At 53.0% G+C, this 25,267-nt stretch carries 13 protein-coding genes and 10 pseudogenes; 10 read left to right on the forward strand and 13 right to left on the reverse strand.

Annotated elements, in window-relative coordinates:
• Nucleotides 1-12 precede the first annotated feature (12 nt).
• Nucleotides 13-297 carry a 50S ribosomal protein L25 gene (rplY, locus tag O3W44_RS18575; protein WP_269294205.1) on the reverse strand — a complete coding sequence of 95 codons (285 nt, stop codon included), beginning with the start codon at nucleotides 295-297 and terminating at the stop codon, nucleotides 13-15.
• Nucleotides 298-419: 122 nt separating this feature from the next.
• Nucleotides 420-2,174, reverse strand: a complete 1,755-nt coding sequence (locus tag O3W44_RS18580) for a DEAD/DEAH box helicase (protein WP_269294207.1) — start codon at nucleotides 2,172-2,174, stop codon at nucleotides 420-422.
• Between the two features lie 156 nt (nucleotides 2,175-2,330).
• Between O3W44_RS18580 and rsuA the strand changes: the two are divergent.
• The 3 genes and pseudogenes from rsuA to O3W44_RS18595 all read left to right on the forward strand — a co-directional run bounded on the left by rsuA (nucleotide 2,331) and on the right by O3W44_RS18595 (nucleotide 4,901).
• Nucleotides 2,331-3,051: pseudogene (rsuA, locus tag O3W44_RS18585) on the forward strand (16S rRNA pseudouridine(516) synthase RsuA).
• Nucleotides 3,052-3,062: 11 nt separating this feature from the next.
• Nucleotides 3,063-4,259 (forward strand): Bcr/CflA family multidrug efflux MFS transporter, encoded by a 1,197-nt coding sequence (locus O3W44_RS18590; RefSeq protein WP_269294208.1) that lies wholly within the window; start codon nucleotides 3,063-3,065, stop codon nucleotides 4,257-4,259.
• A gap of 321 nt (nucleotides 4,260-4,580) precedes the next feature.
• The gene (locus O3W44_RS18595) at nucleotides 4,581-4,901 is read left to right on the forward strand and encodes a hypothetical protein (protein WP_269294209.1); all 321 of its coding nucleotides are present in this window, start codon (nucleotides 4,581-4,583) and stop codon (nucleotides 4,899-4,901) included.
• A 37-nt stretch (nucleotides 4,902-4,938) separates the two neighbouring features.
• On the opposite strand, the pseudogene yejF reads toward O3W44_RS18595, so the two are convergent.
• The 9 genes and pseudogenes from yejF to yeiP all read right to left on the reverse strand — a co-directional run bounded on the left by yejF (nucleotide 4,939) and on the right by yeiP (nucleotide 15,767).
• Nucleotides 4,939-6,539 (reverse strand): annotated as a pseudogene (gene yejF / locus O3W44_RS18600) (microcin C ABC transporter ATP-binding protein YejF).
• Nucleotides 6,540-7,574 carry an ABC transporter permease gene (locus O3W44_RS18605; RefSeq protein ID WP_269294210.1) on the reverse strand — a complete coding sequence of 345 codons (1,035 nt, stop codon included), beginning with the start codon at nucleotides 7,572-7,574 and terminating at the stop codon, nucleotides 6,540-6,542. It abuts the pseudogene before it with no gap.
• A complete protein-coding gene (locus tag O3W44_RS18610; protein ID WP_269294211.1) occupies nucleotides 7,561-8,652 on the reverse strand; it encodes a microcin C ABC transporter permease YejB in 1,092 nt (363 codons plus the stop codon). Before O3W44_RS18610 ends, O3W44_RS18605 begins: the two co-directional genes overlap by 14 nt.
• A gap of 11 nt (nucleotides 8,653-8,663) precedes the next feature.
• Nucleotides 8,664-10,469 (reverse strand): annotated as a pseudogene (locus O3W44_RS18615) (extracellular solute-binding protein).
• Between the two features lie 42 nt (nucleotides 10,470-10,511).
• Nucleotides 10,512-12,073 (reverse strand): annotated as a pseudogene (locus tag O3W44_RS18620) (cyclic di-GMP phosphodiesterase).
• A gap of 223 nt (nucleotides 12,074-12,296) precedes the next feature.
• Complete coding sequence (gene mepS, locus O3W44_RS18625; protein ID WP_269294212.1) at nucleotides 12,297-12,872, reverse strand: bifunctional murein DD-endopeptidase/murein LD-carboxypeptidase; 576 nt, start codon at nucleotides 12,870-12,872, stop codon at nucleotides 12,297-12,299.
• A 515-nt stretch (nucleotides 12,873-13,387) separates the two neighbouring features.
• Nucleotides 13,388-14,095: a phosphatase PAP2 family protein gene (locus O3W44_RS18630; RefSeq protein ID WP_269294213.1), complete on the reverse strand. Its 708-nt coding sequence runs from the start codon at nucleotides 14,093-14,095 to the stop codon at nucleotides 13,388-13,390.
• Nucleotides 14,096-14,129: 34 nt separating this feature from the next.
• Nucleotides 14,130-15,115 (reverse strand): annotated as a pseudogene (locus O3W44_RS18635) (CobW family GTP-binding protein).
• Between the two features lie 80 nt (nucleotides 15,116-15,195).
• A pseudogene (yeiP, locus tag O3W44_RS18640) lies at nucleotides 15,196-15,767 on the reverse strand (elongation factor P-like protein YeiP).
• A gap of 163 nt (nucleotides 15,768-15,930) precedes the next feature.
• On the opposite strand from yeiP, the gene O3W44_RS18645 reads away from it, so the two are divergent.
• From O3W44_RS18645 to fruA, 4 genes and pseudogenes are all read left to right on the forward strand, one after another.
• Complete coding sequence (locus O3W44_RS18645) at nucleotides 15,931-16,185, forward strand: YkgJ family cysteine cluster protein (RefSeq protein ID WP_269294215.1); 255 nt, start codon at nucleotides 15,931-15,933, stop codon at nucleotides 16,183-16,185.
• A gap of 273 nt (nucleotides 16,186-16,458) precedes the next feature.
• Nucleotides 16,459-17,589: a fused PTS fructose transporter subunit IIA/HPr protein gene (gene fruB / locus O3W44_RS18650; protein ID WP_269294216.1), complete on the forward strand. Its 1,131-nt coding sequence runs from the start codon at nucleotides 16,459-16,461 to the stop codon at nucleotides 17,587-17,589.
• Nucleotides 17,586-18,524 (forward strand): 1-phosphofructokinase, encoded by a 939-nt coding sequence (gene fruK / locus O3W44_RS18655; protein WP_269294217.1) that lies wholly within the window; start codon nucleotides 17,586-17,588, stop codon nucleotides 18,522-18,524. The genes fruB and fruK overlap by 4 nt, the downstream gene beginning before the upstream one ends.
• 16 nt (nucleotides 18,525-18,540) lie before the next feature.
• Nucleotides 18,541-20,230: pseudogene (fruA, locus tag O3W44_RS18660) on the forward strand (PTS fructose transporter subunit IIBC).
• A gap of 38 nt (nucleotides 20,231-20,268) precedes the next feature.
• Here fruA and nfo read toward each other — a convergent pair.
• Together nfo and O3W44_RS18670 are read right to left on the reverse strand one after the other, a co-directional pair.
• Nucleotides 20,269-21,113: pseudogene (gene nfo / locus O3W44_RS18665) on the reverse strand (deoxyribonuclease IV).
• A gap of 52 nt (nucleotides 21,114-21,165) precedes the next feature.
• The gene (locus tag O3W44_RS18670) at nucleotides 21,166-22,173 is read right to left on the reverse strand and encodes a YeiH family protein (protein WP_269294219.1); all 1,008 of its coding nucleotides are present in this window, start codon (nucleotides 22,171-22,173) and stop codon (nucleotides 21,166-21,168) included.
• 150 nt (nucleotides 22,174-22,323) lie between these two features.
• On the opposite strand from O3W44_RS18670, the gene O3W44_RS18675 reads away from it, so the two are divergent.
• The 3 genes and pseudogenes from O3W44_RS18675 (at nucleotide 22,324) to O3W44_RS18685 (ending at nucleotide 25,190) form a co-directional block, all read left to right on the forward strand.
• A complete protein-coding gene (locus O3W44_RS18675; RefSeq protein ID WP_269294220.1) occupies nucleotides 22,324-22,692 on the forward strand; it encodes a YkvA family protein in 369 nt (122 codons plus the stop codon).
• 16 nt (nucleotides 22,693-22,708) lie between these two features.
• A pseudogene (gene yieE, locus O3W44_RS18680) lies at nucleotides 22,709-23,574 on the forward strand (DNA-binding transcriptional regulator YeiE).
• A gap of 150 nt (nucleotides 23,575-23,724) precedes the next feature.
• Nucleotides 23,725-25,190: pseudogene (locus O3W44_RS18685) on the forward strand (amino acid permease).
• The last annotated feature ends 77 nt before the right edge of the window (nucleotides 25,191-25,267 follow it).

Genomic DNA, 25,267 nt, shown 5'->3' on the forward strand with positions numbered 1-25,267 from the left:
CGCATTCGGCGATTAAGCGCGAACGAAGTCGATGTGGTGCAGTTTTGGCTTGAACGGGTGACGCTGAACAGCCTGCACTTTAACGTTGGTTTCTTTACCGTCGACAACCAGAGTCAGAACCTCGGTGTAGAACCCAGGCTTAGCCTGCAGGTTCATCACCTGGTCGTGATCCAGGTCGATAGAAACAGCGGCTTCTTTACCACCATAGATGATGGCCGGGAAGCGGTTCGCTGCGCGCAGGCGGCGGCTCGCACCCTTACCCTGCTCTTTACGTTCTACTGCATTGATAGTGAACATTGCTACGTCTCTTTATGATTCCTGCTACAGGCGACCCAGCAGCAGGCAGGTTATTCAAAATTGCTCATGCACATGCAAAAGCGGGCGGCATTATAGCCGTTATGCTGGTGTCCGGCAAATGATTATCCCAGTTCATTCGCGCGGCGAAAACGCCCCTGGTAATCAAACACCTTTTCGCGGATCTGCCAGAAGTGCCCTTTTGCTCGCGCCACAACAAAATCGGGATGGCGCAACAGGGGCTGCATTGCCACAACATCGGCAGCCGTTTGCCAGCCGAGCGGCACGCCTGGTGCACGCTGGTGCGGGCGCATAAACAGCTGTTCAAATGCTTTACGTTGCGCAGGCGTTTGCAGGCGAAAGCGTTCACTGACGCTGGTGCCGTCTTCATCGTAATAAGTAGCGTTAAGCCATTCACCTTTGTTGTCCCGACCCTGTTCCAGCGTCATGCCACCACAGCGCAGCACGCGCGCATCTTTCAGCTTCAGTGCCGCTTTCAACATGTCGTCAGGATCCACCAGAATATGGTCGCACTGATGGCAACGCCGCGCCGCAATGTCGTTTTCGGCACCGCAGTCCGGGCAGCTTTTAGAGCGGAAGCGATAATCGCACTGTTCACGCGTGCCGTCGTCATCTTCCAGCACCCCCTGACAGCGGCGGCCAAAATGCTCAATCACCATGCCATCAGCCGTGGCTTTGCCCCAAAAAGTATTGGCAAAGCCGCAGGCAGGGCAAAATACCTGCACGGGCTGATTATCGCTGGCGCCTTTAGGCGCGCCGACTTCTGGCGTAAACAGATCGTGGGGATTGCCTGCATAATCCAGGATCAGGCAATCGGTCTTGCCGGGAGACAGGCGTAAGCCGCGTCCGACAATCTGCTGATACAAACTTACTGATTCGGTCGGACGCAGAATAGCGATCAGATCCACATGAGGCGCATCGAAACCGGTGGTCAATACCGCTACATTCACCAGAAATTTCAATTGCTGCGCTTTAAACGCCACAATCAGCGCATCGCGATCGCGGGCGTGAGTTTCTGCCGATATCAGCGCACTGTTCTGCGGCAGTAAACGTAAAATCTCACGCGCATGATCGACCGTGGAGGCGAAGATCATGACGCCAAGACGATCTTCAGCAAATTCAACAATCTGGCGAATAATGTGCGGCGTGACGCGCTGTTGCTGTTTCAGTTCCCGGTTCAAATCAGCTTCGCTAAACAAGCCGTTAGCCTGGGCCGTGAGGCGGCTGAAATCGTACTGTACCACCGGCATGTCGAGCCGCTCTGGCGTAACCAGAAACTGATGCTTAATCATGTAGCGCAGCGGCAGTTCGTAAATGCAGTCACGGAACAGCGCCTTTTCATCGCCGCGCACCATGCCGTGATAGTGGAAACGATAAATCCAGCCTTTGCCAAGACGGAAGGGCGTGGCCGTCAGACCCAGCAGACGCAGTTGGGGATTGTGCTGACGCAGGTGGCTAAAAATTTGTTGATACTGACTGTCGCTGTCATCACCAATGCGGTGACATTCATCGACAATCACCAGCGAGAAGGCGCTGTCAAACTGCGCAAGATTACGCGCGACCGATTGCACGCTGCCAAACACCACTTTGCGCTGGCTCTCTTTACGCTGCAAACCTGCGGCAAAAATATCCGCTTCCAGGCCGTAAGCCTGATATTTGGCGTGGTTTTGCGCTACGAGTTCTTTGACGTGCGCCAGCACCAGTACCCGGCCACGCGCCAGGCGTGCCAGCTCGGCAATCACCAAACTTTTTCCCGCCCCCGTAGGCAACACAATGACGGCAGGTTCATGATGACGACGGAAATACGCCACGGTAGCATCGACCGCGTCCTGTTGATAAGGGCGTAAGGTAAAAGACATGCTGTATCACTTTTGTAAAACCAGCGGTAATTATGCCACGAAAGCGCAGTAAACGCTCTGTCAGGCGACGCCGGATCAGGCTATACTTCCCGTACAATTTCAACGGTTAAAAACGCCGTTTCAGTTTCCCTCCGCAGTAACAGGCAAAACGAATTCATGCGACTCGACAAATTCATCTCTCAGCAACTGGAAATCAGCCGTGCTATCGCTGCACGTGAAATCCGTGGACAAAAAGTGACCGTTAACGGAGAAGTGGTGCGTGACACCGCGTTCAAACTGCTGCCCGAACATGAGGTAGAGTACGACGGCAATGCATTGCAGATGCAGACCGGGCCGCGCTATTTCATGCTCAACAAACCGCAAGGTTACGTCTGCTCAACCGACGATCCGGATCATCCAACCATTCTCTATTTCCTTGAAGAACCGATGGCATTCAAACTGCATGCTGCCGGTCGCCTGGATATTGATACCACCGGTTTAGTGTTGATGACCGATGACGGTCAGTGGTCACATCGCATTACCTCACCACGTCATCACTGTGAAAAAACCTATCGCGTGACGCTGGAAAACCCGATCGCTGAGGATACAGCCGCGCAGTTTACTGCTGGTGTACAACTGCATGGCGAGAAAAAACCTGACCAAACCGGCGCAGTTAGAAATAATCACGCCAACTGAGGTGCTACTAACACTCAGCGAAGGGCGCTATCACCAGGTGAAGCGCATGTTTGCCGCGGTAGGTAATCGTGTCGTGGGCCTGCATCGTGAAAAGATTGGTGAGATTGCGCTGGATGCCGATCTGGAACCTGGCGAATACCGTGCGTTAACTGAAGAAGAGATCGCCAGCGTCGGCTTGCCTGACGAGTTAAAACAGAAATAGCGGGAGATTCTGTGCGCAAGGAAAAAAATTCGCCGGTGGGTTTAGTGGTCATCCTCGGCCTGCTGGCGATGTTAATGCCACTGTCGATTGATATGTACTTGCCTGCGATGCCGCAAATTGCTCGCGAATTTGCGGTATCGGCAGGGAGCGTACAAATGACGCTCAATCTCTATATCCTCGGATTTGCAATTGGCCAGCTGGTGTATGGTCCGCTGGCGGACAGCTATGGTCGCAAGCCGGTAATTACTCTGGGCACGCTGATTTTTGCCTGCGCCGCGGCAGCCTGTGCGCTGTCGCAATCTATCGATCAACTGATTGCCATGCGCTTCCTGCACGGCTTATCGGCGGCAGCTGCCAGCGTGGTGATTAATGCGCTGATGCGCGACAGTTACTCGAAAGAGGACTTCTCGCGCATGATGTCATTTGTCATGCTGATTACCACCATCGCACCGCTGCTGGCACCGATTATTGGCGGCTGGCTGCTGCTGCTCTGGAGCTGGCACGCTATTTTCTGGACACTGTCGCTTGCGGCAGTGATCACCACCTTGCTGGTGGCAACGCAAATTCGCGAAACGCTCAAGCCCGGGCAGCGACAACGCTTCCACCTGCGCACCACGCTGGGGAATTTTGTCACGCTGTTTCGTCATAAACGCGCCTTTAGCTATATGCTGTCGAGCGGCTTCTCGTTTGCTGGCTTGTTTACCTTTCTGAATGCGGGTCCCTTCGTTTACATTGAACTGAACCACGTCTCGCCACAAAGCTTCGGCTATTACTTTGGCCTCAACGTGGTGTTCCTGTTTGTTATGACGTTGATTAACAGCCGTGCGGTGCGCCGTTTCGGCCCGGTGGCGATGTTCCGTTTAGGCCTGGTGATTCAGTTCTGTATGGGGATCTGGCTGCTGATTGTCAGCGCGCTGAATCTGGGATTTTTGCCGCTGGTGTTCGGCGTGGCGATGTTTATCGGCTGTGTCTCGATGGTGTCATCGAATGCGATGGCGGTGATCCTTGATGAGTTTCCGCATATGGCAGGCACGGCGTCATCACTGGCAGGTACGCTGCGCTTTGGCGTTGGTGCGCTGGTTGGGGCACTTTTATCGCTCGCCAGTTTTAACAGCGCCTGGCCAATGGTTGGCACTATCGCGCTGTGTGCCACTCTCTCTATCCTGCTGTTTTCTTACGCTTCTCGCCCACGCGCTGCTGCCCGTTAATCGGGCGCAGTCGCGCTGTCCTTGCGTTATTTTCGTCTCGTCGTATGCCAGTCTGGGTGCGATGTTTCTAATATGTGAAAAAATATAGCCAATAAAGTAATTATTTTGCGTCTAAAATGATTGTTAAGTGCTGCTCAACGCGGTACATATAGTTTTAAATTGCGAGACTACTCGCAAAAAACAATTTTACCGATGCGCTTTATTAAGAAACGAGAAGGCAGGCCTTGACGTCCTTGTTATGTTTGATCGGGAAAAGGGATTCACCGCACTATACGCCGTTTGTTGTGAATTGAGAGTCAATTTCTGGGGACATTACTCACTATGCTGCAACTTTCAGTCGTGCATCGCCTGCCACAACGTTTTCGTTGGGCCAGCGATCGTCACAGCGCCATCGAAGCCGATGACGGGGTGACAGATGATCAGGATGTTATTGCGCTGCGTTTGATCAGCCATGACGGTAATCCTGCATGGGAAATTCTTCACCAGTTGCGCGACGTGCTGGCAGCCATCCAGGTGGAGTGCAAAGTTGCCGAATGCGAAGGGCAGCCCTGCCTGTTTATCCAGCGCAGCGATGAAAGCGCCACAAACTGCTGCCTGAAAAATCAGGGCGTTGCCATTGCAGAGACTTTTAACGGTCACTGATCCCTGTAAAGCGGGTCAGGCTTCTGTTTCAACACTCTCAGACTTTAGGTTGCGCAGAGGCGAACAGCTCACGCGTATAGGCCTGAGCGGGCGCAGCGAACAACTTTTCGCATTCCCCTGTTCCACCACTTCCCCCTGCCGCAGCACGATGAGCTGATGGCAAAGCGTGCGCACCACATCCAAATCGTGACTGATAAACAGATAACTCAGCTGATGTTGCTGCTGTAACCGACGCAGCAGTGTCAAAATTTGCTTTTGCACTGAACGATCAAGTGATGAGGTGGGTTCATCCAATACGATGAGTTCCGGCTCCAGAACCAGCGCGCGCGCAATCGCAATGCGTTGCCGTTGGCCTCCTGAAAACTCGGCAGGGTAGCGATGACGGCTGTCCGCATCCAGGCCCACTTCTTCCATGACTGCTTTGACACGCGCCTGTAACGCGGTTGCGCTGAGCTGAGGGTGATGGACAGCCAGACCTTCGGCAATAATTTGCTGCACCGTCATGCGCGGATTAAGGGACGAATTAGGGTCCTGAAAAACGACCTGAATACGGCGACGCAGCGGTAACAGCTGCCTGCGCGGCATTTGATGCAGCGGCTGACCATCAAACCAGATTTCTCCCTGCGCCTTAATCAGGCGCAGCAGCGCCAGCCCGGTGGTGCTTTTTCCTGAGCCAGATTCTCCTACCAGCCCCAGACTTTCTCCGCGTTTCAGGCTAAAGCTGAGGTTATTCAGTGCCACTTTTTCGCCGATCTGACGCTTCAACACACCGCGCCGCAGTGGAAAACCCACATGCAGATTGTTCACCTTAAGGATCTCCGGCGCATCAGGCAGCAGCGGCAGCGCGCAGCCCTCCGGCTCGGCGGCCAGCAGCTGCTGCGTATAGGGATGCTGTGGTTGATTTAACAGGTGCTGACAGCGGTTTTGCTCCACCACGCGCCCGTTGCGCATCACGCTGACGTTGTCCGCTAACTGACGCACAATATTGAGATTGTGCGTAATAAACAGCATGCCCATGTTGAGTTCACGCTGAAGCTCACGCAGCAGGGTAAGGATTTGCGCCTGTACCGTGACGTCCAGCGCGGTGGTCGGTTCATCGGCGATTAACAATGCTGGCTGCGTTAACAGCGCCATCGCAATCATCACACGCTGACGCTCGCCACCGGAAAGCTGATGCGGAAAATCGCTTAGCCGCGATGCTGCCTGACGAATGCCCACGCGATCCAGACAGCTCAACATTTCAGCCCGCGCCGCTTCGCGTCGCATACCGCGATGCAGTGACAACACTTCATAAAGTTGTTTCTCAACGGTGTGCAGCGGATTAAGCGACACCATCGGTTCCTGAAAAATCATGGCAATCTGATTACCACGGATACCGCGCAGCGTTTGCTCACTGGCATGGAGCAAATCTTGTCCGGCAAACAGGATCTCTCCGCTCGGATAAGTCACCGACGATGCATGCAGCAGGCGCATCACCGAAAGCGCAGTCACGCTTTTACCGGACCCCGATTCGCCCACCAGCGCCAGCGTTTCGCCAGCGGCGATCTGTAGCGAGACGTCATTTACGACCGAATGCAACGCTTCGCCCTGGCGAAAAGCAACGGAAAGATGATTGATGGCAAGTAACGGCTGCGACATTTAGCGTCCTTTGCTGGGATCAAAGGCGTCGCGCACGGCTTCGCCGATAAAAATAAGCAGCGACAGTAAAATCGCTAACGAAAAGAAGCCCGATAAGCCGAGCCAGGGTGCCTGAAGATTGTTTTTGCCCTGAAGTAGCAGTTCGCCAAGCGAAGGCGAGCCGACGGGCAGACCAAAGCCGAGAAAATCCAGCGAGGTGAGTGTGGTAATCGAGCCACAGAGAATAAAAGGCAGAAACGTCAGCGTGGCTACCATTGCGTTCGGCAGCATATGGCGCAGCATAATGCGTCCATCGCTAACGCCTAAAGCCTGCGCCGCGCGAATGTAATCGAAATTGCGGGTACGCAAAAATTCGGCGCGCACCACGCTCACCAGGCTCATCCAGCCAAACACCACCGTCACCAGCAGCAGCCACCAAAAGCCGGGCTGAATTACGCTGGAGAGCAGAATGAGCAGAAACAGCGATGGCATACCGGACCACACTTCAATTAATCGTTGCCCGACTAAATCGACTTTGCCGCCGAAATAACCCTGAACGGCACCCACTACGATGCCGATCACGCTGGAAAACAGCGTCAACAGCAGACCAAACAGCAACGATATTCGCGTGCCGTACAACAGGCGTGCAAATACATCACCGCCGTTGGCGTCAGTGCCTAACCAGTTCTGCCACGAAGGCGGAGAAGGAAACGGCACCTGCGTGGCAAAGTTGATGGTGCTGTCACTGAAGCGAACTGGCGCCCACAATGCCCAGCCTTGCTGTTCAATACGCTGTTGTAACCAGGGGTCCTGATAATCGGCAGGCGTGGCCAGCTCGCCCCCGTAATCCGTTTCGCTGTAATCAAACATCAGCGGGGCGTACCAGCGTTGTTGATAATGCACCAACAGCGGCTTGTCATTGGCAATCAATTCGGCGCACAGCGACAGCATGAAAATCACCAGAAAAATCCACAGCGACCAGTAGCCGCGACGATTATGGCGAAAACGCTGCCAGCGTTGCTGATTCAGGGAGATAAGCGCATCAGCGGCCCTCAAAATCGATTCGCGGATCGACCAGTGTATAGGTTAAGTCACTGATAATATTCATAAGAAGGCCGATCAGGGTAAAAATGTATAAGGTGCCAAACATCACCGGATAGTCACGCTGAATGGTGGCGTCGTAGCCCAACAGCCCCAGGCCATTTAGTGAGAACATAACCTCGATCAGTAGCGAACTGGTAAAGAACATGCTGATAAAAGTGGCCGGGAAACTGGCAATGACCAGCAACATCGCATTGCGAAAAACGTGCTGATAAAGGATCCGTTGCTCAGGTACGCCTTTGGCACGGGCGGTCACCACGTATTGCTTACGTATTTCATCAAGAAAGGCGTTTTTCGTCAGCATCGTCAGGGTGGCAAAACCGCCAATCACCGTTGCCAGTACCGGCAGGGAGATATGCCAGAGATAATCCAGCACTTTGTCATACCACGGCAAACTGTCGAACTGCGGCGAAGTTAGTCCACGTAGCGGAAACCAGTCGAGGTAGCTGCCGCCTGCAAACAGGACAATCAGCATGATGCCGAACAGAAACGCCGGTATGGAATAACCGATGATAATGAACGTGCTGCTCCAGATGTCGAAGGCGCTGCCATTACGCACCGCTTTTTTAATACCGAGCGGAATCGATACTAAATATATGATCAGGGTGCTCCATAAACCCAGGCTTACGGAAACCGGCAAACTCTCTTTGATCAATTGCAGCACGGATGCGCTGCGAAACAGGCTGTCGCCGAAATCGAAGCGCACATAGTTCCACAACATCTCAACGTAGCGTTGCCACATCGGCTTATCAAAGCCGTAGCGTTGCTTGATCTCTGCGATCACTTCCGGATCAAGACCGCGTGCGCCGCGATACTGATTGTCGCCTGGACTGGGATGATTGAGGCTGGCACGAGCGCCAGCATTGTCGCCGCCACCACCCGGTAAACCGGTAGTCTGACCAAACTCAATATTGGCCAACGCCTGATCGACGGGGCCGCCCGGCGCAATCTGTACAATAAAGAAATTAAGGGTAATGATGGCCCACAGGGTAGGAATGATCAGTAAAAGCCTGCGCAGAAAATAAGCCGCCAACTCTGTTCTCCTTAGCGTCGATCTGCCGGCAGTTGCGCGGCTTTGTTCACGTCATACCACCAGCTATCCAGCGCATTGCTGTAGGCGGGTTTGATGGCAGGATGAGAAAACTTATCCCAGTAGGCCAGACGCTGTTCAGCGTTAAACCACATCGGGATCATGTATGCATTCCACAATAAAATCCGATCCAGCGCCTGGCCGAGCGGCAACAGCGCCTTTGCATCGCCCTGATGCGCGGTAATTTCTTTCACGAAATGATCAACAATCGGATCTTTCACGCGGGCGGTATTCCATGTTGACTGGATATAGTCGGATTGCCAGAGGGTTTGCAGGCTGGTTGAGGGAAAGGGCATTGCCAGATAATTAGACGCGATCATGTCGTAATCCCCTTCACGCAGCCGTCGTAAATATTGCGACGTATCGATCTGGCGCAATGTCAGCGTAATCCCCAAACGTGACAGGCTGTGCTGGAACGGCAGCGCCCACTCATTATTTGTTCCGCCACGCAGTAACAGCTCAATGTTAAAAGGTTGCCCGGTTTTATCGTTAATTAACCGCTGGTTTTTGATATTCCAGCCCGCTTGTTTCAGTAACGCCAGCGCCTTGAGTAAATTGCCGCGATCGTAACCGCTGCCATCGGAGTGGGGGGAACATACTTTTCCGTGAACAAATCGGCAGGAAGTTGCGCTTTGTAAGGGGCGAGTAGCACCAGTTGATCGGCATCAGGATAGCCTGTCGCGGCATACTCGGTGTTCTGGAAATAGCTGCTGGTGCGTTTATAAGCGCCGTAAAATAACGCTTTATTCATCCATTCAAAATCAAAGGCTAACGTCAGCGCCTGACGCACAAGACGATCGTGAAACAGCGGTTTTTCATTGTTAAAGGCCAGCCAGCGGGTATCCGTTGCGGCACTGGTTGGGGTGGTGTATTTAACAATGTGATGATTATCGAAATTGCGCCCGCCATACTGCGTTGCCCATTTTTTGGCGGATGACTCTTCGCGAAGATCAAATGCGCCTGATTTAAAGGCTTCAAAGGCGACGTTATCGTCGAGATAGTAGTCGTAACGCATCACATCAAAATTAAAGCGCCCACGATTAACCGGAAGATTGGCGGCCCAGTAGTTTTTTACCCGGCTGTATTCAATAAACTGGCCCAGTTTCCAGTTGCTGATACGGTAAGGTCCGCTCGACAGGGGAGGGGTACTCAGCGGCTCGTTAAATTTTTTGTCCTGCCAGAATTTTTCAGAGACCACAGGCAGGGTGAGCAAACCGAGAATCAAATCCTTATCAGGTTCAGGCACGTCAATGCGTACAGTTAACCGGTTAAGGGCTTTCACACTGACGCCTCTGTAGATGACGCGAAACTGCGGCACGCCTTCGCTCATAAATTTTTTAAACGTAAAAGCCATGTCACTGGCGGTGATGGGTGAACCATCCTGAAACTGAGCGTGCGGATTAATCGTGATTTCCATCCAGCGGTAATCGCTGGGATAGCGCGCTGATTCGGCAATCAGGGGGTAGTAACTGCCGGGTTCATCGTCAGAATTTGTGAATAAGCTGTCATAGAGCGCACCGGTGCCCACGCCAGCATTACCGCGAGAAGCGTAGCGATTGAAATTGTCGTAAGTGCCGACCACCGCCATGGTGATCTTGCCGCCTTTGGGGGCGGCGGGATCTAACATAATCGTAATGGCTGAAATTCACCGCATATTTTGGCGCGCCGAGTTGAGCAAAGGCGTAGCTTTCACTGATTGTTGCTGCCTGTAACGGCGCAAACAGCGCACTGAACAGCAGCAATGTGACGAAACGAAGCATAAGCAAGGCGCTCTCTTATTGTTTTTGCTTAACATAACGGCGTCAGCTGTTATGCAGCTGAAAGTAATCAATCAGCGGCTCAGGCCGCAAGGGACGACTGAACATATAACCCTGTAAATGGGTCACGCCGCGATTAATCAGCCAGGCGGCCTGATCGCCAGTCTCTACGCCCTCCGCCACCGTGTTCATTTTGAGCTTTTTCGCCAGTTGCAATACCGTATCCAGAACCGGCGAAGTCAGCGTTTCTGTGCCGATGCTCTGCACAAAACCGCGATCGATTTTGAGATAATCAAACGCATATTTTTCAAGATAAATGAGGGCACTGTGGCCGGTGCCAAAGTCATCGATAGCAATTTTAATGCCGCGCTGATGCAGCCAGTTAAACAGCTCGGCAGCATTTTTTTCACGCACCATCGTTCGCTCGGTAATTTCAAACACATAATTGAAATGCCCAGGGGCATGATGTCAACCCAGTGCATAACGTCATCACGAAACGAATCCGAAGCCAGGTGCAGCGGGGAGATATTAAGCCCCATAATCGTACCCAGCCGCGTATGACGACAAAGCTGATGCGCGTCGCGCGCCACGAGCTGAAACAGGTGACGTGTCAGCGGAATAATGACGTTTTGTGCTTCTGCATAGCTGATAAACACATCGGGCGTGATGGCACCATGCGTCGGATGTGTCCAGCGCAACAGGGCTTCCACACCGTAAGGCTGGCCATCATGGGATGTAATCAAAGGCTGATATTCAACGTGAAACTCGCCGCGCCTGATGCCCTGCAAAATTTCTTTGCCGGGGCGCTGATAGCGTGACAGCAATAGCCAGCAAAGAGCACTGGCGAGTAGCGACAGCAAAATGCTGCTAAGAATGATGGTTTGATAATCATTCAGCGACAACGTGGAACCGTACAGCACAAACTGCAGAGGGTAACCGGATAAAGCCAGTGTCATCAGCGGCGGCGGCAGATCACGGTTACTGATCGCCGTGGACTGCCAACTGGTTAAGGCGCTTTTTTGCGCCACTAATGCCATGCCGGAGGTCTCAGGGTGAGAAGAGGCCAGCAGTTGATACGGCGTCAGCGACAGGTCGAGAGTGGCAAAAACCCCAGACTGAATGCTGCCGGCGTTTTTGAGCCATATCGCCAAAACAGGTTTCGATGAAGGTAGCGGCACACCGCTTAATACCTGTAAATCCCTGTCACGTGTCAAATCGGTTTGCGACGAGATCATATTGAGCGGCAAATAGAGATTGCCGGTTGCGGAGGAGCAAAAAGCATAACCGTCATTGACTAGCAAGATAGTGCGCAGGTTATCGGAAAAGGCGGCGCGCGAGGTCAGTTCGTGATTGATTTCATAGCAGTCGGCACGACTAAATGAGAGCAAAGGATTAAGCGTATTGTTGATCAGTGAAGTCAGGGTGTGCTGAAGCGCATTGCGACTGCTGATTAATAGCTGTTCATGCTGGCGTTCGCGCTGGTGCCAGGTCAGATTGAGAAGGAGTGAGGTGAATAATATAAAAAACGCGCCGCCGACAATCGCGCTACGCCAGGCGATACGGCGAGGATAAGTTGCATGGCGCATCAGCGCCGCCGACAGTGGCATGAAGTGCTTCCTCTGAACCTGTTTTATTATAATTTAACTGCGCACAACTGCTCTGGTGTAAGCGACTGAGAATATAACGAGATGACGGAGAATGTCTCGTTATTCTTTTGATAAACAATTGCTTTTTTCATTAATAAGCGGGTTTAAGCCTTATAGGATGAAAAAAACGCTGCATAAGCAGCGTTTTTGTTTTCTCTGGCTGAGAAGGTATACGAAGCGGGGACTAACTTGGGTTACGACTTAAAACCCGGCGACCTTCACGGTAGCGTTTCTTCCAGTAATTATCGTTCAGATTCGAGATCATTACGCCGCTGCTGGTCGAGGCATGAACAAAGTTATCATTACCAAGGTAGATGCCAACATGGCGGCCTGTGGAACCTGCACGGAACAGAACCAAATCACCGGGACGCAATTTGTTGCGTGAAATTTCTTTGCCGGTGTCCTGCTGCCCGGAAGTTGAGCGCGGCAACTCTAAACCAAACTGTTCACGGAAAGTACGCTGCACGAATGCGGAGCAGTCAATACCGCGTTTGGTTTCACCACCAAGGCGATAGCGTACACCTTTCCAGACGGCATATTGATCCATGATGCGCGACTTAACGTCGACATTACGCACCATTTCTTCAAATTCATCCTGAGACGCTTGAAGTAAAAAACCATTCTGGTTGTTAACTTCATGATTCTCGTTATTCGCATTCTGACTGTTATGAGTACTACTACATGCTGAGAGCAGGGTTGCCAGCGCCAGTGCGGGCACAATCCGCCAGATATATCTCAGTATTGGTTGAGACTTGACCATTCTTCGAGTTTTCCTTCGATGTCCTTACGACAAGATTGTCGCCAGCCAGATGACAAAACGGAATGAGATTAATAAGCGAATCAGTCTAAGACAAATCCTTAATTACTAAAATGTGTTAATGACCACAAATTAACGGTAAAGAAGGCCGAATTTTCTGCTGCTGTTTCCTCATTGCGACTGAGGTTAACCGATTACAGACGCCGTGGCGAGTGGTTTTGAGTAAATTCTTATAGGTTTTTATGATGTGAAATCAATCTGTAACACACTGTCTACTTTATCAACAATAAACAGAAAATAATGGCGAAAATAAGGAGATAAGATGGGGCTAATTCGCGCCATAGCGGGGTTTTTAAGAGTTTTTACGCTAGACAGCGTGACGGGCAGGATATTTCACCGTGTTAAAAGCCATCACCTTTTCTTTTAACGGTTTTGGTTAGGATGCTAATAATATATTTAAGTTTTTAATAAGCGCAGACGGTTCAGATAAATACCTATCCTCCGTCCGCGCTAATCAATCAGGCAAGGGGTTTATATTTGCCAGGCAATTTGTGATAAAACCAATTCACCACAACATCACTGGCGGGAGTCAGGAGCCACCAGCTTAATCCGACGAATACCACGGACAACGAACCCACCGCGATATCAGTAAACCAGTGTGCACCAGCCATCACGCGCGGCAGCGAAAAGATAATGACGATCGCCACGGCCATTAAAAATGCGCGCCCGCCAAAATAGCGCCACATAAAGCAGGCGAAAATAATCAGCATCATGCCATGGTCACCGGGAAAGCTGTCTTTTGACGCATCTTTAGCGGGAATACCGGTGAGCTCACTAACGCGATGCACATGTTCAAAAAACAGCGTGGGGCTGGAGTGCTGAACCGGCAGTAAATGGCCCAGCTGATTCAGGATAACCGCTGTCAGCAACATCGTAATGCCAATGGCTAATAGTTTACGGCGGCCTTCGGGTGTTTCGCGTCGCCAGAACGAGAAATAAAGCAGCCCCATCGCCAGCAATGAAACCAGATCAAAGCCACGGAAATTGGTGATCGCCACTAACAGGGCAAAGCCTGGATGCGTCACCATCTGATTATTAAATCCAAAGAAAATGGTTTTATCGACGCCGAACCAAAAACCATGCTCAGGCGGTAAATACCACGATAAAAACAGCACAACACCCAATGCATTAAGCAGCAGGATCGTAACAAGACGAATAGCGCGCATATCTCAGCTCATATATAAAAAATAACCGCAGAAATTAACCTGAATAAGGTAAACGGCACTTCAACAATGCGGATTGTAGTTTATTCCAGTCAGCTGGCCCGGAATGAATCATCTCAATGCGGCTGTCGGGCGGGGAAGAGGGCAGGGTTTCGATGTGCACATCATCACCCTGGCGGTTAATACTGACCGAGCCTTCTGCAACGCGCAGCACACCTTTCACCCGATCAACCGGAACCAAACGCGCCCATTCCAGCAGAGGAAGCGTGTCAAACACGGTTTCGCTGTCGAAAACCCAGCCGCAGGCCACATAGCCTTGCCCCTCATTCAGTGCACGACGCCAGCGCGACGGGCCATCCAGACGCAGCGCCGCAATGCCGCTGGTGGGTAATGAACGATGCTGATGGTGTTGCGGTTGTGGAATGTCGCGCGGTTTGCCGCGCGGGGTATTGAGCAAGGCGGGAGAAATTTGTCCAAACTCGGTTGAGAAAAAGGACGTCCGTCCAGGTTGCTTTCCTGCCAGCGCAGCAACGCCTGCCGATCGCTGCTGCTCCAGCGATCGCATTTATTACCAATAATGATATCCGCTGCAGCGAGCTGATCGCGGAAGTTTTCATTTTCCACGACGCGCGGGTCAGAAAGCTGGCGCGCATCGAGTAGGGTAAGCGTCGCGTTGAGTTCCAGCCACGGCAGATAGACAGGTGAACTCAGCAGAGTCAGAAGCTGGCGCGGATGGCCCAGGCCGGTAGGCTCTATCAGCAGGCGATCGGGACGAGTTTGTTTTAACAACTTATTCAGCCCAATTTGCATGGGTAAGCCATTCACACAGCACATACAGCCGCCGGGGATCTCTTTTAACGTCGCGCCGCGATCGGCTAACAGTGCGCCATCAATACCGATTTCACCGAATTCATTCACCAGCACCGCCCAGTTTTCACTGGCGGGTTTGTTGGCCAGTAAATGCAGCAACGTGGTGGTTTTACCACTGCCTAAAAATCCAGTAAGAAGGTTAACGCGCGTCATGTTTACCGCTCCGGTCAGAAAAATCGCCAGTGAAGATGTTATCTTATAACATTTATCGCTGGCGAGTTGGGGCTTCAACGTTAATCGGCACGGCCCATATAGCGTCGTTCAGCAATGTGAATACGAATACGATCGCCATTACTGAGGTATTCCGGCACCTGAATCACCAGGCCGGTGCTCATTCCGGCGGGTTTGGTACGGGCGCTGGCAGACGCACCTTTAATACCCGGCGAGGTATCGACAATATCCATGTCAACCGTTTGCGGCAGTTCAAGTGCCAGCAACTCGCCTTCCCTGGTCAAAACCTGCATGCCGGGAATACCGCCTTCAGGGATGAATAACAGCTCTTCTTCTATTTGATTTTTTTTGAAGGTGTAAGGCGTGTAATCCTCATCATCCATAAACACATATTCATCACCGTCTATGTAAGAGAAGGTGACGCTGCGGCGGCTGAGTGAAATGGTTTCAATGATGTCGTCGCCTTTAAAACGCTCTTCCACTTTCAGGCCAGTGCGGACATCGGCAAAACGCATTTTATAGAGCGTGGCGGCACCGCGTGCGCTCGGGCTTTGAATATCAATATCTTTAACCAGCAGCAGTTTTCCGTTATGGGTGACTGCCATTCCTTTTTTATTTCATTCGCTTTTGGCATTGCTGTTCTCGCTTTAGTTGAGATTCAATTGCGCGCCACGTTACCCGCGCGGGTGAAAACAGGCAATATGCCGCGCAGGAAATTTTGCTCGCTTACAGAGAAGCATGGCATTTCGTATACTGGCCTGCTATTGTCGCGACGAATTTCCCTGCCGGAGTGCGTTATGCAATGCCGTAGTCAGTGCGGTGCCTGCTGTACGGCGCCTTCTGTTTCCTCACCTATTCCTGGCATGCCTAACGGCAAGCCCGCCAACACGCCCTGTGTTCAGCTTGATGAGAATTTGCGCTGCAAAATTTTTGGTTCTGCTCTGCGTCCTGCAGTCTGTGCCGGTTTGCAACCTGAGCGCGAAATGTGTGGTCATTCGCGTGATGAGGCGATGGTTTATCTGTTGAAACTGGAAGCTGACACTGCGCCGTGAAAGGCTGAAGTTTGCTGAAAATCAAACCGTTATACCGCTGCGGTTACAGCAGCGCCGTCAGCGCCGTATGCAATAAAATCTTAAATAAGTTATGAATTGTGCGTAGCGTCAAAAATCTGCTACGCCGTTTGCGCATTTTCTTGCCTGCTTTCGTTCGCTGTACCAGAATCCTTGAAACGTTTCAGCGTTCTCCACAAGACTCTCTGTGTGGTGAACCGCGATTCAATCCGCCATTGAGCTGAAACGATTCACTTTCAGCAAGCGAGGAGAATTATGTTCCAGCTCGAATTGCAGGCTATCCATACCGGAGCCAGCGCGCAAAATAAAGAAGACGCTATTCGTCAGGTCGCCGCAGCGTTAGCGGCTGCCGGCAATGTGGCAGAAGGGTATGTCAACGGTATGCTGGCGCGTGAGCAGCAAACCTCGACTTTTCTTGGCAACGGTATCGCCATTCCGCACGGCACCACGGATACCCGCGACCTGGTGCAGAAAACCGGCGTGCAGGTCTTTCAGTTTCCACAAGGTATTGCGTGGGGCGAAGAACAAACGGCCTACGTAGCGATCGGTATTGCCGCCAAATCTGATGAACATCTGGCGCTGCTGCGTCAACTTACCCATGTACTGAGCGACGACAGCATTGCAGAGCAGCTTAAAACGGCGTCAGCTGAGGATCTGCGCGCGCTATTAATGGGCGAGAAGCAAGCGGCGGAATTCAGCTTTGACACCAACCTGATTAGCGTTGACGTTGCGGCAAATGACCTGATCACGCTACAGGCATTGAATGCCGGACGTTTACAGGCGGCGGGCGTGGTAGATGCCCGCTATGTTGCCAGCGTAGTGTCTGCGGCACCGTTAAGCCTGGGGCAGGGCATCTGGCTGAGTGACAGCCCCCATGGCAATTTACGCAGCGGCGTGGCGATAAGCCGTGCTGCAACCGCTTTTGATCATCAGGGCGAGTCTGTCGCGATGTTGATCAGCGTAGCGGCTGTCGACGATCGTCCACTTGAGGTGCTGGGTTATCTGAGTGCGCTGTTACTCAACAATAAAGCCGGGCGTTTGTTAAAAGCCGATGCGGCAGGCATTTACGCCTTGCTGACCAGTGAAGTGGATGAGCAGGCCGAGGTGTTAACCGCTGAATTTACCATTCGCAACGAGCATGGCTTACATGCCCGGCCCGGTACGGCGTTAGTCAGCGTTATCAAACAGTTCAACAGCGACATTACCGTCACCAACCTCGACGGCAGTGGCAAACCGGCTAACGGACGCAGCCTGATGAAAGTGGTGGCGCTCGGCGTGAAAAAAGGCCATCGCCTGCGCTTTACCGCCAGCGGTGAGGATGCACAGCAGGCACTGGCCGCAATCGAAGAAGCGATCACCAGCGGTCTGGGCGAGGGGGTAGCATGAGCAGACGTGTTGCAACCATTACCCTGAATCCCGCTTACGATTTAGTGGGCTACACGCCTGAAATCGAGCGTGGCGAAGTCAATCTGGTAAAAACCACCGGTCTCCATGCTGCCGGTAAAGGTATCAACGTGGCAAAGGTGCTGAAAGATTTAGGCATTGATGTCACGGTGGGCGGCTTCCTGGGTAAAGAGAATCAGGACGGTTTCCAACAATTATTTAGCGAACTGGGAATTGCCAACCGTTTTCAGGTAGTACCGGGACGTACCCGTATCAACGTGAAGCTGACTGAGCAAACCGGTGACGTCACCGATCTGAATTTCTCCGGTTTTCAGGTCAATGGCCAGGACTGGGATCGTTTTACCAGCGATTCACTTACCTGGCTCGGCCAGTTCGACATGGTGTGCGTCAGCGGTAGTCTGCCTGCCGGGGTTAATCCTGATGCATTCACCCAGTGGATGAGCGATCTGCGCACCCACTGTCCTTGCATCATTTTTGACAGCAGCCGCGAAGCCCTGGTTGCAGGTCTGAAAGCCGCGCCGTGGTTAGTGAAGCCGAACCGTCGCGAACTGGAAATCTGGGCCGGTCGCAAACTGCCAACGCTGCAGGATGTGATTGGTGCCGCGCATGAGCTGCGTGAGCAGGGCATTGCACATGTCGTGATTTCTTTGGGTGCCGAAGGCGCGCTTTGGGTTAATGCCTCAGGCGAATGGCTCGCCAAACCGCCAGTGTGTGAAGTGGTCAGCACTGTCGGTGCCGGAGATTCAATGGTTGGCGGGTTGATCTACGGCCTGTTGATGCGTGAATCCAGCGAACACACACTGCGTCTTGCCACTGCGGTGGCGGCTATGGCTGTCAGTCAGAGCAACGTTGGTGTGACCGATCGTACCCAGTTGGCCGCGATGATGGCGCGTGTCGACTTACAACCCGTTAACTAACAGCAGGAGAGCGATAATGAAAACGCTGCTGATAAAAGATCCAAACACTGGCCTGGCATCCGCCTACATGGCGAAACAGCGCCTTACCGCAGCCGCCGCACAAGCCGGTCTGACAATCACTGAAAATCCTGCTGAAGCGGAGCTGGTGATCGTTACGGGTCAGCAGATACCAAACGACGCGGCGCTAAACGGCAAAGCGGTCTGGCTGGGAGAGGTGCAACAGGCGGTAACCGATCCGGTAGAGTTCCTGAACCGTGCCAAAGTTGAAGCCACAAGCTGGCAGGCAGCGCCTGACGTCGCTGCGCCAGCCGCAACGGCACAAACGGGCGGACAAAAGCGCATCGTTGCGATCACCGCCTGCCCAACCGGTGTGGCGCATACCTTTATGGCGGCTGAGGCGATTCAGGCTGAAGCTACCAAACGTGGCTGGTGGGTAAAAGTTGAAACCCGCGGTTCAGTCGGCGCAGGCAACGCCATTACGCCAGAAGAAGTGGCAGCGGCCGATCTGGTGGTGGTTGCAGCCGATATCGAAGTGGATCTGGCTAAATTCGCCGGTAAACCGATGTATCGCACCTCAACCGGCCTGGCGCTGAAGAAAACTGCGCAGGAGCTGGATAAAGCAGTTGCTGAAGCGAAACCGTACAAACCCTCTGGCGCGCAGAGCAGCAGTCAGGAAGAGAAAAAGAGAGTGCCGGGGCTTACCGTCACTTGCTGACCGGCGTGTCGTACATGTTGCCAATGGTGGTTGCGGGCGGCCTGAGTATTGCGCTCTCCTTTGCCTTTGGTATCACGGCCTTTAAAGAGGAAGGCACGCTGGCGGCGGCCTTGATGCAAATTGGTGGCGGCAGCGCCTTTGCGTTGATGGTGCCGGTGCTGGCAGGCTTTATTGCTTTCTCAATCGCTGACCGTCCAGGCCTGACCCCGGGTTTGATTGGCGGCATGATCGCGACCAGCATCAATGCCGGTTTCCTTGGCGGCATCATCGCTGGCTTTATCGCCGGTTACGCCGCTAAGCTTCTCAGCAGCAAAGTGAAGCTGCCGCAAAGTATGGAGGCGTTGAAACCGATCCTGATCATTCCGTTGTTCGCCAGTTTGATTACCGGCCTGCTGATGATTTATGTGGTGGGCAAACCGGTTGCTGGCATCATGAGCGGCCTGACCAGCTGGCTGGCAAACATGGGTACGGCGAATGCAGTGCTGCTGGGTGCGATTCTGGGCGGCATGATGTGTACTGACATGGGGGTCCGGTGAATAAAGTGGCCTATGCCTTTGGCGTCGGCTTACTGAGTTCGCAAACTTATGCGCCGATGGCCGCGATCATGGCGGCAGGCATGGTGCCTCCGCTGGCGATGGGCGTGGCTACGCTGGTGGCGCGTCGTAAATTCAATAAAGGTCAGCAGGAAGGGGGTAAAGCGGCGCTGGTACTGGGGCTGTGCTTTATCTCCGAAGGGGCAATTCCATTTGCTGCGCGTGACCCAATGCGTGTTCTGCCGTGCTGTATCGTAGGCGGTGCGGTAACGGGTGCGATTTCCATGGCGCTGGGTGCCAAACTCATGGCACCGCACGGCGGCCTGTTCGTCCTGTTGATCCCGGGTGCGATTACGCCAGTGCTCGGTTATCTGCTGGCGATTGTAATAGGTACGGCTATCGCCGGTCTGGGTTACGCAGTGCTGAAACGTCCAGAAGAAGAACTGGCGAAAGCCTGATCAATGAAGTGAAAAAGGGAGCCAACTGGCTCCCTTTTTTAGTTCTGCTGTTGTGCTTTCAGCCAGGCAATTTCATCTTTCCAGATATCAGGGTTAATGGTTTCCGGGATCATTGGAATGCCATTAAAGCGGTCATCTTTCATTAACCAGCTAAACACCGTCTTACCAATATTGCCTTCACCGAGGCTGTGATGGCGGTCAACGCGGCTGCCGAATGCGCTTTTTGCATCGTTCAGGTGCATACCGCGCAGATAGTTGAAGCCAACGATGCGGTCAAATTCAGCAAAGGTTGCCACACAATCTTCTTCAGTACGCAAATCATAACCCCCGCAAAGGCGTGGCAGGTATCAAGGCAGACGCCAATACGCGATTTATCTTCGACATGCTCAATAATGGTGGCTAAATGCTCAAAACGGTAGCCCAGATTGCTGCCTTGCCCGGCGGTATTCTCAATCACCGCCGTCACGTTTTGTGATTTATCCAGGGCGATATTCACAGATTCAGCGATACGCTTCAGACAGGCTTCTTCATCAATCTGCTGTAAATGGCTGCCGGGGTGAAAGTTAAGCAGCGTCAGGCCTAGCTGATCGGCACGTTGCAATTCATCCAGAAACGCAGCGCGTGATTTTTCCAGAGCATCCATAACCGGATGGCCTAAATTAATGAGAAAGCTGTCATGCGGCAGAATTTGCTGTGGGCCAAAATGATATTTTTCGCAGGCGCTGCGAAACGCATCAATTGTCTCAGTGGAAAGCGGTGCTGCTTTCCACTGACGCTGATTTTTGGTGAACAGAGCGAAGGCGCTGGCTTCCAACTCATGGGCGCGCAATACCGCCTGGTCAACACCACCAGACGCGCTGACGTGTGCGCCGATATATTTCATGCCGTACTCCTGGAGTCACTGTATTAATGAAGCCGCATGATACCCGATGCGTTTAGCCCATGAAATGTTGTACCAACAGATTGATGCATCCGCCGCCGAGGATCAGCCAGACAAACACCAGCGCACCAAGCAGCAAGGGTTTAAAACCGGCTTCACGCAGCGCACCAAAACGCGTGGTTAAGCCGAGCGCCGCCATCGCCATGGCCAGTAACAGATTCGCCAGTGTGTTGATTGTCGCCACCGCGCTGGCAGGCAGCAAATGCAGAGAGTTAAACAGCGCCACTCCCACAAACAGCAGAGCAAACCACGGAAACGTCACGGGACGCTGCGTCGCTGTCCCGCGCTGCTGGCGACGCAGCACGCTGCCTAAACAGAGTAAAAAGGGGGCCAGCATCATCACGCGCAGCATTTTGGCAATCACAGCACTGTTTTCTGCATCAGGACCCATCGCGTGACCTGCCGCGACCACTTGCGCCACTTCATGCAGGGTGGAGCCGGTAAAGATACCAAACTGCGTCAGGCCGATCGTGGGGAAACGCAGATGCACCAGCGGCCAGAGCAGGGGATAAATGAAGATCGCCAGCGTGCCAAACAGCACCACGGTGGCGACGGCAACCGCGACTTTTGACGGCGCGGCTTTCACGACCGGTTCTGTTGCCAGCACGGCGGCAGCACCGCAAATGCTACTGCCTGCGCCAATCAGCCAGACGGTTTCCCGATCCAGCTTCAGCAACCGCATCCCCAGCAGGCAGGTGATGAAAAAAGTGCTGGTTAATGTCAGCATGTCAATCACGATGCCGCTCGCGCCGACGTCAGTGATTTGTTGCAGCGTAATGCGAAAGCCAAACAGGATAATGCCGAGGCGCAGGAGTTTTTGCTTCGCGAAGCCCACACCTGCATCGCAGTGTGACGCTAAAGGCGAGTAAACGCTGTTACCAATAATGATGCCCAGCATAATGGCTAAGGTCAGCGAACCCAACCCCAGGCCCGTCAGCCATGGCTGTTGCGCCAGCAGAGCGGCGGCGCTGGCAATCAAAGCGGTCAGCAGTAACCCGGGCAACCAAAGCTGTACGGGGGATATGCTTTTTGAAAACTGATTTCGGCCATAATCGTTACTCCTGGTTGAGCGGTGATAATGGCGGCCACTGGCTTAAAAGTGAAATTGATAATATATTTATAATTAACCTGTATAAGTGATAAGGCGGGCAAAATGCTGTTTGGACGATTGCGCCGTTGGGCCACGTTAATTAAAAAAGATATTTTTGTGCTGTGGTTCGCTTTCCGCGATCCGCGTACACCCTGGTGGATCAAACTGGCAACCGTAGGGCTGGCTGGCTATGGCATCAGTCCGGTGGATATGATCCCTGATGTGATCCCGGTGATGGGGCTGCTTGATGATGCCGTGATTATTCCGTTTGGCGTCATGGCATTACTGCGGCTGCTGCCGCGTCAGATTCGTATCAGCAGCACTGAACGTGCTGAAGCCCAGCGCGTGCGCGGTAAAAAAGCGTTTGGCTGGGGAGTGTTACTGGTGGTCCTGCTATGGCTCGCCGTGGTGATTTATCTTGTGAAGCATTAAGAATGAAGGAACGCGCATGCATATTACGCTGCGTCAGATAGCGGTTTTTACCGAAGTGTTGAAAAGTGGCTCAACAACGCAGGCCTCGCAGGTTCTGGCGCTCTCTCAGTCTGCGGTAAGTGCGGCGCTGGCAGATTTGGAAGCTCAGCTTGGCGTCCAGCTGTTTGATCGCGTCGGTAAACGCCTGGTGCTCAACGAACATGGCCGGCTGCTCTATCCGCGCGCGGTAAGGTTGCTGGAGCAGGCCGATGAAATCGAGCAACTGTTTAAAGAAGACAACGGTGCGATCCGCATCTATGCCAGCAGCACCATCGGCAATTATCTGCTGCCAGGCATGATAGCCGGTTATCGCCGTGATTTTCCTGGCCTGCCGCTGGAGTTGAGCGTTGGCAATAGCCAGGATGTGATTAATGCGGTGTCAGATTTCCGGGTAGATGTCGGTTTGATAGAAGGCCCTTGCCATATGACCGATCTGGTTAGCGAAGCCTGGCTGGAAGATGAACTGGTGGTGTTTGCTGCGCCTGGTGCGGATATCATACAGCAGCCCGTCACGCTGGACACGCTGGCGGCGGCCCCTGGATCCTGCGTGAGCGCGGCTCTGGTACACGGGAAATCGTCGATTATCTGCTGCTTTCGCATTTGCCTGCCTTCCAGCTCGGCATGGAACTGGGCAATTCTGAAGCCATTAAACACGCAGTGCGCCACGGCATGGGGATCAGCTGTTTGTCACGTCGGGTGATTAGCGATCTGCTGGAAGCGGGCACGCTGGTGGAGCTGGAGATCCCACTGCCGCGCCTGACACGTACTCTGTATCGCATTCACCATCGGCAGAAACACATTTCCAGGGCTTTGACGCGCTTTTTGTCTTACTGCCGCGAATAAATTTTATTCGTCATCCCGCTTCCTGCCGTTGGGCTGGCTAATAATTTAATGGCGATCATGAAGGTAACTAATAACTGCGCAGCATCGCTATACAGAGCAGGGCTAGCTGCTACAATCGCGCCTCATTTTTAGCAGACGTAGCGTTTACACATGCATAACGACCTAAATACAACACAACAACCTGCGTTACGACGTGAGTTGAAAGCGCGTCATCTGACGATGATTGCCATTGGGGGTCGATTGGAACCGGCCTGTTTGTTGCTTCTGGCGCCACCATTTCTCAGGCGGGGCCGGGTGGCGCGCTGCTCTCCTACGCTCTGATTGGCCTGATGGTCTATTTCCTGATGACCAGCCTGGGCGAGCTGGCGGCATTCATGCCTGTCTCCGGCTCTTTTGCTACCTATGGCGCAAAATATGTTGAGGAAGGCTTCGGCTTCGCCCTGGGCTGGAACTACTGGTATAACTGGGCGGTGACTATCGCGGTGGACTTAGTGGCATCACAACTGGTGATGAATTACTGGTTCCCGGATACGCCAGGCTGGATCTGGAGTGCGCTGTTCCTCGGACTGATGTTCCTGCTTAACTACATTTCAGTAAAAGGCTTCGGTGAAGCGGAATACTGGTTCTCTCTGATTAAAGTCGCCACCGTTATCATCTTTATCGTGGTTGGCGTGCTGATGATTGTTGGCATTATGCGCGGTGCAGAAAATGCGGGCTGGCATAACTGGCAGGTCGGGGAAGCACCGTTTGCGGGTGGCTTTGCCGCAATGATTGGCGTCGCGATGATCGTCGGTTTTTCCTTCCAGGGTACCGAACTGATCGGTATCGCGGCAGGCGAATCAGAAGATCCGGCAAAAAATATTCCGCGCGCGGTGCGTCAGGTATTCTGGCGTATTCTGCTGTTTTATGTCTTTGCCATCTTGATTATCAGCCTGATCCTGCCCTATACCGATCCGCAACTGCTGCACAACGATGTCACGGATATCAGCGTCAGTCCGTTTACCCTGGTGTTCCAGAATGCGGGTTTGCTGTCAGCCGCAGCGGTGATGAATGCGGTTATCCTGACGGCGGTATTGTCGGCGGGTAATTCCGGCATGTACGCCTCCACACGCATGCTTTACAACCTGGCCAGCGAAGGTAAAGCACCGCGTATTTTCGCCAAACTGTCGAAAGGCGGTGTGCCGCGTAACGCATTGTATGCCACCACCGTGGTCGCAGGCTTGTGCTTCCTGACCTCTAAATTTGGTAATCAGGAGGTCTACTTGTGGCTGTTGAATACCTCCGGAATGACCGGCTTTATCGCCTGGCTGGGTATCGCAATCAGTCATTACCGTTTCCGTCGCGGGTATGTGGCGCAGGGCCGCAGCCTGAGTGACTTGCCTTACCGGTCAGGGTTCTTCCCGCTGGGTCCAGTCTTTGCCTTTGTGCTCTGCTTAATCATCACGTTAGGTCAGAACTATCAGGCATTTCTCGCCGATCGCATCGACTGGTACGGCGTGGCTGCCACCTACATCGGTATTCCGCTGTTCTTGATCATTTGGCTGGGTTACCGACTGGTGCGCGGCGGCCGTTTCGTGAAGTACAGTGAAATGGAATTTCCGACCCATCAGGATTAATCCTTGAGTGACAGTGAAAAGCGCGGTGTGATGCACCGCGCTTTTTTTCGTTGTCAGCCTGATTTGATGATCTTCCC

The organism is Pantoea sp. LMR881, assembly GCF_027157825.1.
Classification (GTDB): Bacteria; Pseudomonadota; Gammaproteobacteria; order Enterobacterales; family Enterobacteriaceae; genus Pantoea; species Pantoea haifensis.

What these genes read in the sequence shown, in the direction of transcription:
- mepS (WP_269294212.1), bottom strand. Translation starts at nt 12,872, where the DNA reads ATGGTCAAGTCTCAACCAATACTGAGATATATCTGGCGGATTGTGCCC.
- O3W44_RS18580 (WP_269294207.1), bottom strand. Translation starts at nt 2,174, where the DNA reads ATGTCTTTTACCTTACGCCCTTATCAACAGGACGCGGTCGATGCTACC.
- rplY (WP_269294205.1), bottom strand. Translation starts at nt 297, where the DNA reads ATGTTCACTATCAATGCAGTAGAACGTAAAGAGCAGGGTAAGGGTGCG.
- O3W44_RS18595 (WP_269294209.1), top strand. Translation starts at nt 4,581, where the DNA reads ATGCTGCAACTTTCAGTCGTGCATCGCCTGCCACAACGTTTTCGTTGG.
- O3W44_RS18645 (WP_269294215.1), top strand. Translation starts at nt 15,931, where the DNA reads ATGCAATGCCGTAGTCAGTGCGGTGCCTGCTGTACGGCGCCTTCTGTT.
- O3W44_RS18630 (WP_269294213.1), bottom strand. Translation starts at nt 14,095, where the DNA reads ATGCGCGCTATTCGTCTTGTTACGATCCTGCTGCTTAATGCATTGGGT.
- fruK (WP_269294217.1), top strand. Translation starts at nt 17,586, where the DNA reads ATGAGCAGACGTGTTGCAACCATTACCCTGAATCCCGCTTACGATTTA.
- fruB (WP_269294216.1), top strand. Translation starts at nt 16,459, where the DNA reads ATGTTCCAGCTCGAATTGCAGGCTATCCATACCGGAGCCAGCGCGCAA.
- O3W44_RS18675 (WP_269294220.1), top strand. Translation starts at nt 22,324, where the DNA reads ATGCTGTTTGGACGATTGCGCCGTTGGGCCACGTTAATTAAAAAAGAT.